The sequence below is a fragment of the Paenibacillus sp. BT-177 genome, from assembly GCF_025846815.2.
GTDB classification, from domain to species: Bacteria; Bacillota; Bacilli; order Paenibacillales; family Paenibacillaceae; genus Paenibacillus; species Paenibacillus polymyxa_C.
Genome location: NZ_JAOYTP010000001.1, coordinates 1074234 through 1089410, shown reverse-complemented (window position 1 = coordinate 1089410; position 15177 = coordinate 1074234). Strand labels below are relative to the sequence as shown.

Below are 15177 nucleotides of genomic sequence, written 5' to 3'. Positions count from 1 at the left end.
ACTCAACTGATCGGATATCTGTGTAAACAAAAAAACGTATTTAGTTTACTCGACTAAATACGTTTTTTCCTTTTAAAAATGCATATTTATGTTTTAGCTACGACTTCCGAATGAGCCAACATATGTAAGATCATTGCTGTTAATGACTTGACCTGGAGTTACAAAAGCCTCTTTATTTGGAGTATAGTAACCGATAATATAGTCTGTGTCATAGTTTCCATAATAGAATGCTTGCCAAATAAATTTAGAGCAGTAATTAGGGTTTATAGTTTTAAGTTGAAAGTTATCCCAAGAATAAATAGGTATATGGTAACTTGTTACCGAAGAGTAATTGTTTTGTGCCCAATAAGCTGCGTTACGGCCATGAGTCGCTCTATAGACAGCGATTGATTCACCAGCCTTATGCCTCGTTTGGTAATAAGAAATGGTATCCCTTTTTCCGCCTTCTCCTTGATTATCATTAACTGCATTTACATGATAAACCATATAATCAGGTCCAATGATACCAACATGTCCAACAATCATTGCGCTTCCGCCTAATGCTTTTGATGAATAAAGTACATCTCCTACCTTAACTCTGATATTGGTTCCTGGGTAGGTTGAATCTGGCTCTAACGCTGATGGAGAAAAGTCATACGTGGCCTCTGGAGCACTTATAGAAGGATCAACTTCTGGAGCACTTACAGAAGGATTAACCTCAGGAGCACTTATAGAAGGATCAACTTCTGGAGCACTTACAGAAGGATTAACCTCAGGAGCACTTATAGAAGGATCAACTTCTGGAGCACTTACAGAAGGATTAACCTCAGGAGCACTTATAGAAGGATTAACCTCAGAAGCACTTACAGAAGGATTAACCTCGGAAGCACTTACAGACGTTATACCAAAAAAAGAGGTAAAGAAGAGAAGCATTAGTAGAGCAGGTAAAAAAACTTTGATTTTTTTCATAATGCACCGCCATTTTCCATAAATTTAATTGCAATACTTATTATACACAGAATGTACTGGAAGTAAATAGAATAATAAGGTATGATTATCCTAAAAGAAGATTTGTTTGTTTGAATAAGATGAGGGAGATGAAAAATTGAATTTTTATAATAATAGAGTGGTTCAGATATTAAGCGTAATACTCTATCCCATTTCGGCATTCATCATATTAAGTAATGGTGATAAGATAGTTTCATGGGGTATACCAGCAGTCATTGCAATTTTGTTTTGTTTTCTTTGGAAAAATGTTCGACATCTAATGATTTCCAATGCATTGTTATGGATTTTATCAGTACCAATTTGGTTGTTTTTGATTGAGGGAGGGCAGGGAGCAGAAGTTTTCATTGCATCTTTACCATTCATCATACCCCTATATATATTTATTGTGTTTCTACCAGAAATTATAATTGTTTTGATTAGGAATTTCCTTCTCAATAAGTTTAGACGGTAGCGTCAAGAACTATGTGTAAATGAAAATAACCTTTCTTGTAGAAGTTGGTATTCATCTTTGCTGGTGAACATGATGAGTCCGCTACAGAAGGGCAACCAATGGATTTATGCTCGCTTGTCAGAGACTCACGTTATCTGATTGCCTCGGATTGTAGTCATAGACTATGTTTAGAGAACAGCCCCGTTTAATCAATGATTCTATTCTTTTCGATAGACATGCTATTTCTGATCATAAGTATATTCTTTCCATCGTCTCGACACACGTTGAGTGCGTGGTCGTAATATGTCGAGATGAGAAGCATTAATATACGAGGGTCAAGAGCAATTTGAATATGTTCCTGCATTCAAAAAATTGTTTTAGGGTTGAGTGCGGGAATATATTTTATTTACATACATAAGGCACATGTGTAAGCTGTTTGTTCCTTGATTTATAAGGGGTTTGAGTGATTCCAGCAAATATGCACTGAGCAGTAAAGTATATTGTGGATGCTGTGGAGCCATTTTTAAACGCCGAACCTGGAACAGCAATAATCCATCCAAAAAAGTAGTATGGCAATGCAAAACGTATGTCAATGAAGGTAAAGCAGTTTGTGATGCCAAATCGGTTGATGAACAAATTTTACATTCCGCGTTTGTACGATTGTTCAACCGGATGTATAAGGATAAGAGATGAAGAAACGAACAGACTTTCCAGTGAGCTCAACGAGCTACGGCAATAGATGCTGATACTGGAGCAGGAGAAAGAGCAGCAAGCAAAAATTAAGGAACGTGTGAATGAAATTATTCAAGTACTAAGCTTACGGGAAGATATACTGGAACAATTTGATGATAGCCTGTTTAATGCGTTGGTGGAGAAGATAACCATTCTCTCACCAGCGCATTTTGTTTTTACCTTGGAAAGTGGAATGAGCATAGATGAAATATTGGACTAATAGAATCATAGGCTAAAGTGATCAAAAGCTAACGAGTAACTGTGGGTTGTATGATGGGAAGGATCAATCGAATCCCGTCTTTAACTCCTTTCATATAGGTAGATTGTTTGTCCTGACTTAGTTGATAGCCTACTGCTTCTTCCCATTCCGATAGCAGACGTTGAATTTCTTCGTTTTGGTTGGTTTTGAATTCATCCATTTGAGTGAATAGATTTTTGTCCTCAGATAAACATGAAGCCTGTCGTTCACTGGCTAGTTCAAATTGATAAACGTTAGCGTAATGCTTCTTGAAACCAATCTGGCCAATTTGACATTGTGTATTTTCCCTCCCGTGGTTTGAGTGTGTGTATGTTAACTCTGATGGGGAGGGATGGCAAGTCATTGTTTTGTGTGGAGGGATGTTGAATTATCTTTAAAAATATATTTTGCATTTGGATTTGTATGTAGATTTAATCATTGGAAAAAATAACCTATTTAAGTAATAAGGATAACAAAAAACAGGTCAATCATGGTGGCATCTGACCATAATCGACCTGTCAATGTAACGGAAAACCGTTATTTAGGTGATGAAATTCAAGCATTGATGTGTGCGTACAAACTAAATGACGAAATCTTTATACACGTATTATATGGGTTAAATGTGTTATTGCTTGAATGATGGGTTCATTCGGCACTGGGTGGTGTCTACTCATCAACAAACCTCAATAGGATAAAAGACCACAATACGGGTGGCTATCTCGTATTGTGGCAATGTTGGTTGTATTGTACGATCTTGTTGTTGGAGTTCTAAATTAGTTTACACAATATCGTGCAGCCCTCCACTAATCGCCATACCCAACCACTATTCTTCAATACCATATTTGGATTTAATTCTTAACAAATATTCGTTTATCTCATCTTTTTTATCTGAGTTCTTTTCAATATAGAAATTACACGCTACCTGCAAATAATCATATAGTTCTTTATAACTGACAATATCATAATTATCATCTACTCCATAATAAAACAAAACCCTATTCTCGCCAAAATAACCTTCATCCCCAACATCGTATTCATCTGAATAGATTACTCCCATATAATCTCGTCTCTCAATATACTCGTTTAAAAAACCCTCTAATACCTTAACGATATCATGTTCCAACACAAAATCACCAAGAACATCAATGACTGAGCCTTTTTCAAATCCTTTTTCTTCATACATGAGAATCAACTTATTTTTATCATTGTAAACAGTGTTCATCATGTTATCTCCTTAATTTTCTCCAAATTTCAATACCGGATAAAAGTTCTCGATTTCTCCAGTATCAATATTTTTTATCCCTTCAAACTTCAATCCATTACTTGAAACTCCTCGGATTATTTGCTTATTTGCTTGGCTTTTCAATTGATTGACTCTTTGCGATTTTATACCTTCTTCCATAGCCTCTTTTCCTAATCGAACAATATCATCACTGGAGATTACATTAGGGTCATATATGGTTTTCTTAAGAGGTGGCTTATCTTCTTTTGGAATAACTTTATATTCGCCTGTTCTTTTTCCTTGGTAGTTCTTTACTTCAACCTTTAATCTGTATTCAATATCAGATATTCCTGAGATATCCGGATGATTTGTTCTTCCTACTTCTTCATATCCATATTTCCCATTTATGTCAAAGAATTTCTTAAACTCCTCATAATTATGCCCACCACTGACACCTTTCCAATCCGTACATTTTTTAACTTCTCCGGTTAAATGTTCAATATGGTAACCTTCTTTATACTTAAGATTACCCGTCCCCTCAGTTTCAGGCAGTTGCGATTTAACAATTTCTTTTTCCTTTTTTAAATATTCTTTTATATTTGAGGCTTTTCTTGTATTTGTACTCTTAGTTACATTATATATGACCTTCTTTTGAATTTGACTATTTTCTTCTCTAGCTGCCTTGGAGGCAGTCTCTCGTAGCGTTTTCCTTGCCTGTTGATCCTGTTGTTTATATTGGTTTTTCGTTGTTAACCTTTCTTTTGGCTGTGGCTTGTAGCCTTTGGTTTCAAGAGTTTGGTTAATTTTTTGGGAAGCTACGTTTTCTGTAGCTTCTATTTGTTGTCTCGCTAATAATTCCTGGACTCTTACTTTTGCACTTACTCCAGAAGAAATATTAAAGAACCCTTTCCCTCTACCCAGTTTTGAAAGTATCCCCTCTAATTCTTTAGTATTGTCCATACCCCCTCGACCACCAACCATAAGAGGGTTTTCTATGGAAATAGCATAGAACATCCACTTTTTTTCTTCTTCGGTTATACCTTGCTTCCTAGTTTGCATGAAGAAATCATCATCTTCGGGATAATTATGTTTCCATTCACTATAGTATTGGACATCGGGTTTACCGTCACGAGTACGTACAACACCATCTTCTCCTCGATAACTCCCCGGTTTAAGTTTGGGCCTACGGTCTTCGGTATATATGTTCCTTCGATAATCCTGCCAGATCTTTTCGTAGTCTTCTTCTGTAAGCTCTGGTGGTGCAGCTTCTTTTTTAGCTTTAAGGGCTTTAGCTCTAGCTTCTTTTTCTGCTTTAAGAGCAGCTTCAGCCCTAGCTTTTTCTTGTTCTTTATATTCCCTCAGCATTCTATCTTTAACACTTTTAGGTACCTGTTGATAGGCATGAACCATGGTTTTCGATGTTGTCAGCAAGTTTTGGATCAGCTCTAATCGGCTGCCGGAATGTACTATTTGACGTGCGCTTGTATACACTTTCCCCAGAATCCATTTGCTATAGTAGGCATGTCTCGCTTGCTCATGTTCATACTGAGTAATTAACCCTTGTAATGCTAGACCAGCCAAGTGTTTCAACGGATGAATGCCGTTCCCCTTACTGCCTCCAACGGAAGGGGTTCCTTTGCTCCGAACAGGGATCGCTGCGGTTGCTCTCAGAATCACACCACCCGCAGGTCCACTTAGTGCACCCGCTACAACACCAGCCACTTTTCCCATCACTGGAATGGAGCCTAATAGTTTGGACACCGTACCCATCAAGGCATTCGCCTGTTTAAGCTCTGCTGGACTTGTGACTTTTGCTTTAGGGGTAGAGGCTTGGCTGCTAGATGAATCCTTGGCTGCTGATTGAGCTGCTTCATAGGCTTTTATGCTCATCAATGGCGGTTCTGGAACAGGAGGGAGGTCGGCTACGAAAACAGGTGCCTTCACCGTACCTTCCTGATAAATTACCGGAGCCTTGGTATCCGTCTCACCATCCAGTACCATGCTGCTGGCACCGCCTTTTAAATACAGCGCCGTTCCAGCTTCGAGCGAAAGTTCCTGTCCAGCATCAAGCTTCACATGACCACCCTGAATTTGCACATTCCCCGGACTGTCGATCGTAATGCCGCTACTTTCATGCAGTGTAATGGAAAATTCACCGGAAGTGGATAGGGTCAGTTCATGCTCAGACATTTCGACGCCGCTACCTTGCACATGTTGCCATACCTTCACATTCGGCTTTCCATTTGCGTGGCGTTGTTGTCGGAGCGAATCCGTTACATAGGCATCCTGTTCGCGGTGGGTAGGCAGATACAATTCCACCTGTTCCCCGATTTCGGGCATATCGTACCAGCCACTATGTTCTTCGGCGACATAACGGGTGGCGATGGGAAACCAGCAGGCTTTGGCAGGATCTTGCTTCGGGTCAATGTCCAGTTGAAGCTGTACAAAATCCTGCTGTACCTTGAGCACTGTTCCTGTCAGCGAAATCCCGGTGGCCTGATTGTTTTCATACCGAGCATACCGGATATCCTGTTCGGACTGAAGATTATAGCGAGTACGCAGTAAGCCATCTATCAGGGTTGTCACGGCTCGAACCACGGCCAGTTCTTTGCCTTGCCCGATAGGTAACGTGATGAGGTCGCCTAGTGCATAGTATTGCAGGCTTTCAATCATATAGGTGACATACGAGCCAGCACGTTCTCCCGGCTTTTCCGCATCCAACTCATGAAACGTTTTCCGTACTCGATAAAATACATCCCGCTCCACCTTATGCTGCTTGCCTTCTGGCATGCCGAAGAAAACCTTGGGCGAGGCTGCGGTTACCTCTGGCACAAGTATGGAGCCGAAGCGAGAAGCGAGGCGTTTTAAAAACGTCCAATCGGTCTCATCATATTGTAAAACAAATGTCTCCAGTTTGGCATAGTGGCTTACCGTATCAATGGCATCTCCGTACTGATATTTTCGAACCAGTGTTGTGACCAGATCATCATAGGTGCGGTGAATATCTTGATAGGAGCGTCTTTTACGTTTAATATCCATCTGGTATGAATGGGAAGCGGCCTCCAATTCAAACGTATACACGCCTCGCACGCAGTGTACGGAGATATGCGTAACAATCCCATGGAACAGCCTTCTCAGCGATTGTCCTTGCTCATCCAACTGACGAATCACAATGGGCTCTTGCTCCATATTTTGACCGATACAAGCTGCTCCCTGTTCTTCGGAGAGCATGCCACTGATATGTAAAAAGGCATGATCATTAAGGGTGCGTGTTATTTGAAGTTGTTCGATGTGTAGTGGCTGAAAGGGACCATAAAAGCGTAGGCTTTCATATCCGATCCCATCTGATAATACGCTCAAGTGAGTTCATGACTCCTTTCTAGATGCGATGGGTATTTCCAAGTGAAGCACGTCATCTTGCATTTGCTTCTGAATTATCGAAGCTGCAGATGAGTACAACAGTGAGTCAAAATAGATATGTATTACAAGGTTTGTACGCTTTAAAGGGATGAGAGGTGATATTTAATAAACAACCCAGCATATGTATTTATCGGTTAAAAGAAGGATTTAGTTTACAGAATGACCCATTGGTTGGGGGATTTACTATGTTTATTTTTGGAAGTAGGAGGATGAGAGGGAAGTGTAACATGAGTTAATATAGGAATATGGTAATACGCCACATGGTTTGCTATTTCGATGCTTTTTCATGCTGCCAAAACAGATACTTAAAACCAAAATGATGCCCTATCCAAACGATCTAAATTTAAAAATAATGGAGTGATAGAATGATAAGAGGACTTGTACTTTTAACTGGTGGGAATATTGAAGATTACTTACCAGACTTATATGAGTGAAGTCATACTGAAAGCGAAAAAGAGCAACATACTTGCCGACCCATAATCGAACTACCTCCATATAACAATTATAAAGAGAATGTATTGAAAAGACTCGAAAATGTGATAGAACTAACACTAATAAACGGATAGGTAAGATACAGCTTTTTGACTATAATTCTCGGAATAAAAGTGCCGAGATCGGATACTACTTGCCTTTAAGGCATAGGAAGCAAGGATATGCAAATGTATTACTTGAGTTATTTTTAAGCACAATGTTTGAACGTAAGGATTTAGAGTTGAATAAAATTTACGCGACGGTTGCAGCGTGTAATCAAGCATCCATAAAATTATTAGAAAAATACATTTTAAGCTGGAAGGGACTTATCGAGAGCATGCTAGCTTAGCTGAAAAAGAAATAGAAGGAAATTGAACTATTATTTTTAAAATGGAACGCGTTAATTTCAAGTAAATCCGTTCCATCCTCTCGACACACGTTGAGACCGTAGTAAAGCTATGTCGAGTCGATATATAGAGGTGCTTAATTGTAGCTTCCTATGTCCTTTACGAGCTGGGGAAAAGTTTATAGAAATAAGGTATGGCACAACAAAATAAATGTTTCGATTTTTTTGGATTTAAAGTGGTTGGACACATCCGATGTATTTAACTGAAAATGTGAGTATTCAAGAGAGCGTCCTTAGTTTGGCGTTCTTTTCTTTGTACGCTACCTGTAAGAATTCCTCAAGCAATAAGGTTATTCCCTTCTGTGACGTGCAATCAACTTGCTGTGGTTCAATTACTTTAAATAAATACGGATGCGGGAAGGTGAACCCCTTGGATAAATTTAAAGATCTGGAGAAATTGATTAAACTTACAGGAGATCGCGCCAAGTTGGATGCGAAAGCGAACGATACCTATATTGTATATAAAACGCCGGATGGCCAAATTGTAAAAGAATACAACGATGGAGACATTGTTCCTGTTGCGGATACGGATGTTTTCATGCATAAACATATACCAATGATGTATGTATTTGCGGGGAATAATGGAAGCGGTAAAAGTGCGATTCAGAACCTGGTTGTTGACCCGACTGGGAATTAGCGTAAATATTGATCCTGATGCCTTGCCCAGAGGAATCGAAGAGACTTTCTGAGATGGATATTGTGAACAGACCTGGATTCTCGGAATGGGAGGATAAGCATCATTACAAGCAAGCATTGGAGAATGAAGCTTTGTACTGGCAGGGCATGAAGGACGGAGCACAGTTTGTATATGTTGTATTAGAGATGATGCTTCATGATGAAAAAGAGAAAGAAGAATAGCCAATGGAGATTAGATGGTTATAGAGAACATTAAAAAAGATGCTGGGCACCTACCAACCTGGTCATACCCCTGTCAAGTAGACAGGGTATGACCAGGTTGGTAGGTGTTTTAATTTGTCTTACGTTATGGGACACAGGCTCAGGCTTTTTAGTTCAATTTGTCTTGATTGACTATGCTTGCAACTTACCCGCACGAATATCATCTGTCATGCCCGCGTAAGGTGCCTGGGCAATCAACTTCTCGTTGTTCACACCTGCATTTTCAATGAAAGTAATATATGCGAATTCAGGAACTACATGCTTCGGATAAGTCTGATACTTTTCACGCGATTCTTCCATCAGAGGGATGAAATCATTTTGATAGCGTACTTTAATCTCTGGATGCTCATGCACCCATTTCGGAAAGAAAATAATACCATGCATGGTCAATGAAATGGCTGGATGGGTTCAGTATCGGAGAAGCTTCGCCGAAAGAATCATAAACTTTAAGTCGGTATAAGTCGATTAAATAATTAAGGGCTTATATATACACAAATTTCTATATTAGAACATACCTAGCAGTGAACTTAGGCCCAAGCGTAGAAGCCGTATCTAAAAATAGAATTCATTCCAGGAGGTAAGCTATGAATAAGAGAACAGGCTTTAGATTTTTAGTTGTAATTATGATGATTTATGTATTTACTTTTAATCTGGGTGTGGAAACTGTAAAGGCAAATTCCGTATATTATGTTTCTACAACGGGGAATGACATCACTGGAACCGGTACACTATCAAATCCATGGAAAACCATACAAAAGGCAGCAGATACCATGAAAGCCGGAGATACCTGCATCATACGAGGTGGTACATACCAGGAAACAGTAACACTTCATACTTCCGGAACTTCTGCAAAACCCATAAACTTTGAGGCTTATACAGGAGAGAACGTAACGGTATCCGGTGCCGATCCGGTTACTGGCTGGAAAAATTACTTCGGATCCATCTATTATGCGGAAATGACGGGTTCCCTTGGAACAAAAAATCAGATATTTGTTAATAAGCAAATGCAATTTGAAGCCAGATGGCCCAATTCACCAACACTTGATCCCTTAAATTTAACATATGCAACAGTTGATTCCGGTTCCACTACAACCATCAAGGATGGAAACTTAACTCAGCCACCTGGATACTGGGTTGGCAAAACGGTTTGGAGTGTTCCGGGAACAGGCTACAAATCTTATAAAAGTACCATTACCAGTTCAAGTGACGGCTCCATTACCTTTGATCAAATAGATACTGCAGCGACAGGCGGTAACAGCTATTATATTACTGGTAATCTTGAAGATCTTGACAGTGCGGGAGAATGGTATTATGACAGCATTACTGGCAGACTTTATTTATGGGCACCTGGTGGAGTTGATCCGAATACTTTGACAGTAGAAGCAAAGAAGCGGACTTATGCATTTGATTTAAGTTCCCGCTCTTACATAAATATTACCGGAATTAATATCTTTGCCTCCAGCATTAAAATGTCGAATTCTAATTACTGTAAAGTTTCTAATATGATTGCGGAATATGTCAGTCATGATTCGGATGTTACCAGACAATACAGTACAGGGATATTTATGTCCGGTACCAATAATGAGCTTAGAGACAGTACTTTGACCTACAGTTCCGGTAATCTGGTGAGTATAGAGGGAACAGGAAATAAGGTAATTAATAATCTTATTCATGAAGCAAATTATTCGGCAGCGGATATTCCGGCAATCTATCTATTGGGGGCAAACCATCTAATCAGTCATAATACGGTATATAACGCTGGGCGTCATCTGATATTTATGCCTACCCAAAACAGCCAGATACAATATAATAATCTGTACAATGCAGGAAAGCTGACAAAAGACTGCGGAATACTCTATGAATTTGCCTGGGATGGGCAAGGGACGGTAATTCATCATAATTACATCCATGATAATCTTGCAAAGAATTATTCCGGCACTGGTATCTATCTGGATAACGGTAGCAAGGGCTATACTGTGCATCATAATGTTGTATGGGGAAACTATACAGGGATAAGATTGAATACACCCAGTAATTTTAACCTGATTTATAACAATACCACCTACAGTAACGGAAGTGTAGGATATTGGGGAAGTAATTTTCAGTCAGATATGTACGGCGACAGAATTTTCAACAATATCTTTACTACTACCTTTACACTGCCTGGTACTCATATAGAGGGAAATAATATTACCTCAGAAACCAATCCGTTATTTGTGAATCCCACAGCATATGATTTCAGGTTGCAGTCTACTTCTCCAGCTATTAATGCAGGGGTTGTAATATCTGGAATCACGAATGATTATGTTGGTGCGGCACCGGATATTGGAGCATATGAGTTCGGTGGAACTGACTGGACTGCCGGGCATGATTTTTCTTCACCTCCGGACCCGGTTTTTGAGAGTGTCAGCTTACTTTATGTTAATAACGTAAGGCAATCTGATTTCGAGAAAGGGATAATCTCACCATGGGCAGCAACATATTCAGATACTGCTGCAAGTGTATCGGTACCAAGAAGCGGCTCTAAGAGTGTTAGATTGGGACCCGGAGAAGATGGTATCGAGCAGGTACTTACGGGGCTAAGTCCTAATACCAGCTATATGTGTACCGCCTGGGTTAAGGCAGACATAGGAGAGCGGATTCAGATTGGCGTTAATGGCTTTGAAGGAACGGATGCATCCGCAACATCTGACAGTACATCCTGGACAATGGTAAACATTCCTTTTACAACCGGAGCAGGCGCTACCAGGGCAACAGTGTATGCTTACAAGAATCCTGGTACAGCATATGTTTATGTGGATGATTTTGGGGTAGTTGAGCAATAAATTATTTTACTGGTTTTATGTTTGACAGGATTGTCAGAAAGTCAGAAAAACCAAGACTGCCTTGGGGCAGATGGATCAGGAGGGATACTTTCAGTAGAAAATAAAAAAAGAAAGACATAAAGACTCTGATCTAAAAACGATAGATTTTCCGCCAAGGGGCGACCAGGCCTTAAGGTCATCATTTTTGTACACTCAAGGCATGTGGAGTGCGTGGTCGTAATATGTCGAGATAGGAAGCAGTGATGAACGAGGGTTTAAGAGCAACTTGAATATGTTCCTGCATTCAAAAAAGTCTTTAGGGTTGAGTGCGGGAATATATTTTATTTACATAAATTGGTTACGCGGAATCCATGTGCTGTTAGTACGGAAGATTATTAGCGATATACTTGCTTAAAAGTAAAGAGGGGAGAATCCCTCTTTTTGTTGATTTAAAATAGTAGCATCTTTAGCCTAATGAGGTTATCTTTTGTGCAATAATTTTAGTCATGGCATGTTTGTGAGGAATGCCTGACGAGTTACAGTCGAAAATAACTTCCGAACTATCTTCAATGAACCAGTCGTGATAATGTGTAAGCAGTTCACCAGAGTACCACTTATATGCATTAGGTTCTTTTTCAGGTGGTGGAGCAATAAACGGCTTGTTTACAAACACATTAAAGATATGCAAGCCGTTTGGATTTGTATACTGCTTATAATTTTCAAATATTTCTTTGCGGAATTCCGGTTTTATGTAGTGTAGGACACCACTTGAAAAGATTACGTCAAAATGTGTATCCAAACGATAATCTAAAATATCTGCCTTGAATACATTAACATGAACACCGATTTTTTCAGCAAGTTTCTTAGTTTTCTCTATACCTGCGTCCGAAACATCAAATGCAGTGACATCATATCCATTTCTAGCAAAAAATACGGCGTCTTTTCCCTCACCACATCCAATATCCAATAATTTTATGTGTTTATTGGGGGGCATAAACTGCAAAACCTGATAACACACTTTATTAGGTGCAGTACCCCAGTAATATTCTTGCGTTTTATATTCTTCCTCGTAAATGGTAATCGTTTTATCCTGTGATACATACCCAAGAAGCTTGTCTATGCTTACTTCTAAAGTTCTTGATAACTGAGGTAGTAACGATATATCAGGCATTGTATAAGCATTTTCCCACTTGGAAACGGCTTGAAATGAAAGTCCAAGTATTTTTGCGAGTTCTTCTTGTGTAAGTCCTCTTTCTTTGCGGTATATGCTTATGTTTCTTGCTAATTTTTCCTTCATAAATTCTCACACTCCTTTATGTAATCCAATTCTATTTGAGTTTGTTGGTACGAACAATAACCTCATATTTGATTTTTTATAATTTTCAACCACCAGTTGAGCAAAAAGATTTTTGACCAATCCTATAATGTATTACTGATATGTTATCAACGACTCCTTGTTTTTTACAGAACACAAATAATCTCAGTCTTCTCTTAAATTAGAAGATGAAATGAATTAGGTCCTTGGTATTATTAAAGGGCTTTTTTTTGTTCCATATATCCCCATGAATATGCTATAGTGTAAGAAATAAAGAAGATTTATGCAGAATTTAGTAGGGATTTGGCTTTTTTTATTTCCTTGGTCGTGGGTATATAGTCCTTTGATATAAATTGAGATATTCCAATGAGGTGAAAGTAAGTGGCAAGAACTTATTATGCAGAAGGCAGGCAAGCTGCTTATGTATTGAGAGGGTTATTTATTATAGTCGGTCTTACTATTTATTTTAAAATACCTGGTCTACATTGGGGGTACCTTTTTGGCATCTTACTTGGCTCTGTGATTATTGGAGAAATATTTGGATCGATGTGGACACGAAAGCAACGACAGAAAAAGAAAAGTAAGGTCGCTGGTACGAAAAAAACTGGTAGGAGTAGAACTGCTAGCACGAACAATGGGGTAAGCAAGGCAAAAGGGAAAATAAAGAGTAAAAAACTAACTGATGCACAGATTCTCCAAGCTAATGTAGATACACTATCAGGAACAGATTTTGAACGATTAATGGAGCTTTATTATACAGATCAAGGTTATTCAGTACAGCGAGTTGGTGGGTCAGGTGATCATGAAGTTGATTTGATCCTCAAAGGTAAAGAGGGCTATAAAATAGCTGTTCAATGTAAACGCTGGAAGCGTGATGTCGGGAATGATATAGTACTCCGGCTCAAGGCTGGTAAACAGGTACATGGTTGTTATGATGCTTGGATTGTGACGACGAGTAATTTTACAAAGGCTGCTAAAGAGGCGGCGGATAGGTTGAACATTAAGCTGATTAATGGGGTGGCGCTTGCTGATAGGCTAAAAAGGTGGGGAAGGAAATAATTTTTCTTATTCTTTAGATGAGATTTTTAGTAAAAAACTACAAGAGTTAGATATAATTTGATGAGGATGATGTGATGGTGTTGAAGGATTTAGTCGTACAAAAGAAACCAAGGGAATCGAGTGGTTCACGTTCTGCTAATCGATTCGATTTCCAAAAGGATTGGGCAATATTAAAGCTCTTTGAGTTGCATCAGTATAAGGACGATTATCTTCTTGTTCTCGACTACCATGACGATGTAATGGTTCTTGATTCAGAATATAGCCCTCAAACAGCAGCTTTTTATCAGTTAAAAACAAAGGATAACGGTATTTGGAAGCTGAACGAAATCATAAATTCAAAGAAAGGAAAGAAGGGGCCTTTACCATCGATTATTGGTAAATTATATGGTTGTAAATTAACTTTTCCTAACAATACTTTATCGCTTACCCTAGTTTCTAATGCTTGTTTTGAAATAAGTTTACAAAGTCATGCTGGAAATAGTACAGATAAAAAATCAATCTGTTTTACTGATATTGAACAGAAAGATTTAGGGAAAATTATTACGGCAATTAAAACAGAACATGCTTTGAAAGATGAACCTGATTTTGTGGAAATCACTTTCCTCGAAGTTACAGATTTAAATATTAAAGACCGAGAAACGTACATGAAGGGCAAACTACATGAATTCTTAGAATCTATGAATCCCAAGAATGGTAAATTTCGATTAAGTTTAATTTACAATGCGATTTTTGGGGAAGTGAAGCGGAAAAATGATTATGAGTGGAGCGTTTCTAACTTCGATGATGTAAAGAAGTATAAAGGAATTAGCCGTTCTCAATTTCAAGATATGTTAAGCCACTTTGATATCGATAATGAGTTTGAACAAACTTGGGAAGAGATTTCCAATCGACTCAACGTTGAAAGGGTAGATTTCAAAACGATATTAAAATTGAAAAATGCTTGGAAAGAGCTTGAAGTGGTTTTAATGGATGCTGTGAATGAATACTTTCAATCTCAACAGCTTGTTATTAAAGAAATTTTAAATGAAAAGGAACAACAACCCTTCTCATTTTTATATCAAGAATTAGTGAAATCTGTTTATGCTGAATATATGCAAAGAGAACCGAAAAGCATCTTAGATGAACATATGATTAAAGCCACAATATTAATGGAGTATTGCCGCATATGAAGGAGTATAAAAAATTAATTCGAAATC

General features: G+C 38.6%; 14 protein-coding genes and 1 pseudogene. 8 read left to right on the top strand and 7 right to left on the bottom strand.

Annotated features, from left to right (window positions below; all coding sequences use genetic code 11):
• Positions 1 to 93: 93 nt before the first annotated feature.
• Together OIU26_RS05030 and OIU26_RS05025 are read right to left on the bottom strand one after the other, a co-directional pair.
• Positions 94 to 948: a hypothetical protein gene (locus OIU26_RS05030; RefSeq protein ID WP_264216128.1), complete on the bottom strand. Its 855-nt coding sequence runs from the start codon at positions 946 to 948 to the stop codon at positions 94 to 96.
• Between the two features lie 183 nt (positions 949 to 1131).
• On the bottom strand, positions 1132 to 1353 hold the full coding sequence (locus OIU26_RS05025; RefSeq protein ID WP_158451761.1) for a hypothetical protein: 222 nt from the start codon (positions 1351 to 1353) through the stop codon (positions 1132 to 1134).
• 523 nt (positions 1354 to 1876) lie between these two features.
• On the opposite strand from OIU26_RS05025, the gene OIU26_RS05020 reads away from it, so the two are divergent.
• The gene (locus OIU26_RS05020; RefSeq protein ID WP_226888889.1) at positions 1877 to 2110 is read left to right on the top strand and encodes a zinc ribbon domain-containing protein; all 234 of its coding nucleotides are present in this window, start codon (positions 1877 to 1879) and stop codon (positions 2108 to 2110) included.
• 46 nt (positions 2111 to 2156) lie between these two features.
• Entirely contained in the window at positions 2157 to 2369 is a 213-nt protein-coding gene (locus tag OIU26_RS05015; protein ID WP_264216127.1) for a hypothetical protein, read from the top strand.
• Positions 2370 to 2397: 28 nt separating this feature from the next.
• On the opposite strand, the gene OIU26_RS05010 is transcribed toward OIU26_RS05015, so the two are convergent.
• From OIU26_RS05010 to OIU26_RS05000, 3 genes are all read right to left on the bottom strand, one after another.
• Positions 2398 to 2568, bottom strand: coding sequence for a hypothetical protein (locus OIU26_RS05010; RefSeq protein ID WP_264216126.1), 171 nt, complete (start codon positions 2566 to 2568; stop codon positions 2398 to 2400).
• 642 nt (positions 2569 to 3210) lie between these two features.
• Positions 3211 to 3612 carry a ribonuclease toxin immunity protein CdiI gene (cdiI, locus tag OIU26_RS05005; protein ID WP_225683681.1) on the bottom strand — a complete coding sequence of 134 codons (402 nt, stop codon included), beginning with the start codon at positions 3610 to 3612 and terminating at the stop codon, positions 3211 to 3213.
• Positions 3613 to 3621: 9 nt separating this feature from the next.
• Positions 3622 to 6969, bottom strand: coding sequence for a contractile injection system protein, VgrG/Pvc8 family (locus OIU26_RS05000; RefSeq protein ID WP_264216125.1), 3348 nt, complete (start codon positions 6967 to 6969; stop codon positions 3622 to 3624).
• Positions 6970 to 7546: 577 nt separating this feature from the next.
• Here OIU26_RS05000 and OIU26_RS04995 point away from each other — a divergent pair.
• The 3 genes from OIU26_RS04995 to OIU26_RS04985 all read left to right on the top strand — a co-directional run bounded on the left by OIU26_RS04995 (position 7547) and on the right by OIU26_RS04985 (position 8764).
• Positions 7547 to 7849 carry a GNAT family N-acetyltransferase gene (locus OIU26_RS04995; protein WP_436449027.1) on the top strand — a complete coding sequence of 101 codons (303 nt, stop codon included), beginning with the start codon at positions 7547 to 7549 and terminating at the stop codon, positions 7847 to 7849.
• A 427-nt stretch (positions 7850 to 8276) separates the two neighbouring features.
• Positions 8277 to 8543 (top strand): hypothetical protein, encoded by a 267-nt coding sequence (locus tag OIU26_RS04990; protein WP_436449030.1) that lies wholly within the window; start codon positions 8277 to 8279, stop codon positions 8541 to 8543.
• A 53-nt stretch (positions 8544 to 8596) separates the two neighbouring features.
• The gene (locus OIU26_RS04985; RefSeq protein ID WP_264216124.1) at positions 8597 to 8764 is read left to right on the top strand and encodes a hypothetical protein; all 168 of its coding nucleotides are present in this window, start codon (positions 8597 to 8599) and stop codon (positions 8762 to 8764) included.
• Positions 8765 to 8935: 171 nt separating this feature from the next.
• On the opposite strand, the pseudogene OIU26_RS04980 reads toward OIU26_RS04985, so the two are convergent.
• Positions 8936 to 9187 (bottom strand): annotated as a pseudogene (locus OIU26_RS04980) (phenolic acid decarboxylase); the annotation flags it as partial.
• Between the two features lie 200 nt (positions 9188 to 9387).
• Between OIU26_RS04980 and OIU26_RS04975 the strand changes: the two are divergent.
• Entirely contained in the window at positions 9388 to 11628 is a 2241-nt protein-coding gene (locus tag OIU26_RS04975; RefSeq protein WP_264216123.1) for a carbohydrate binding domain-containing protein, read from the top strand.
• Positions 11629 to 12073: 445 nt separating this feature from the next.
• Here the strand turns inward: OIU26_RS04975 and OIU26_RS04970 are convergent, their stop codons facing one another.
• Positions 12074 to 12904: a methyltransferase domain-containing protein gene (locus OIU26_RS04970; protein WP_264216122.1), complete on the bottom strand. Its 831-nt coding sequence runs from the start codon at positions 12902 to 12904 to the stop codon at positions 12074 to 12076.
• 399 nt (positions 12905 to 13303) lie between these two features.
• Here OIU26_RS04970 and OIU26_RS04965 point away from each other — a divergent pair, with 399 nt between their 5' ends.
• Both OIU26_RS04965 and OIU26_RS04960 read left to right on the top strand, forming a co-directional pair.
• On the top strand, positions 13304 to 13981 hold the full coding sequence (locus tag OIU26_RS04965; protein WP_264216121.1) for a restriction endonuclease: 678 nt from the start codon (positions 13304 to 13306) through the stop codon (positions 13979 to 13981).
• Positions 13982 to 14055: 74 nt separating this feature from the next.
• Entirely contained in the window at positions 14056 to 15150 is a 1095-nt protein-coding gene (locus OIU26_RS04960; protein WP_264216120.1) for a DUF4297 domain-containing protein, read from the top strand.
• Positions 15151 to 15177: the final 27 nt, after the last annotated feature.

Bases quoted from the DNA above. Each gene is read 5' to 3' on its own strand.
- OIU26_RS05030 (WP_264216128.1), bottom strand. From the start codon at position 948: ATGAAAAAAATCAAAGTTTTTTTACCTGCTCTACTAATGCTTCTCTTC.
- OIU26_RS05025 (WP_158451761.1), bottom strand. From the start codon at position 1,353: ATGATGAATGGTAAAGATGCAATGAAAACTTCTGCTCCCTGCCCTCCC.
- OIU26_RS05015 (WP_264216127.1), top strand. From the start codon at position 2,157: ATGCTGATACTGGAGCAGGAGAAAGAGCAGCAAGCAAAAATTAAGGAA.
- OIU26_RS05010 (WP_264216126.1), bottom strand. From the start codon at position 2,568: ATGGATGAATTCAAAACCAACCAAAACGAAGAAATTCAACGTCTGCTA.
- cdiI (WP_225683681.1), bottom strand. From the start codon at position 3,612: ATGATGAACACTGTTTACAATGATAAAAATAAGTTGATTCTCATGTAT.
- OIU26_RS04985 (WP_264216124.1), top strand. From the start codon at position 8,597: ATGGATATTGTGAACAGACCTGGATTCTCGGAATGGGAGGATAAGCAT.
- OIU26_RS04975 (WP_264216123.1), top strand. From the start codon at position 9,388: ATGAATAAGAGAACAGGCTTTAGATTTTTAGTTGTAATTATGATGATT.
- OIU26_RS04970 (WP_264216122.1), bottom strand. From the start codon at position 12,904: ATGAAGGAAAAATTAGCAAGAAACATAAGCATATACCGCAAAGAAAGA.
- OIU26_RS04960 (WP_264216120.1), top strand. From the start codon at position 14,056: ATGGTGTTGAAGGATTTAGTCGTACAAAAGAAACCAAGGGAATCGAGT.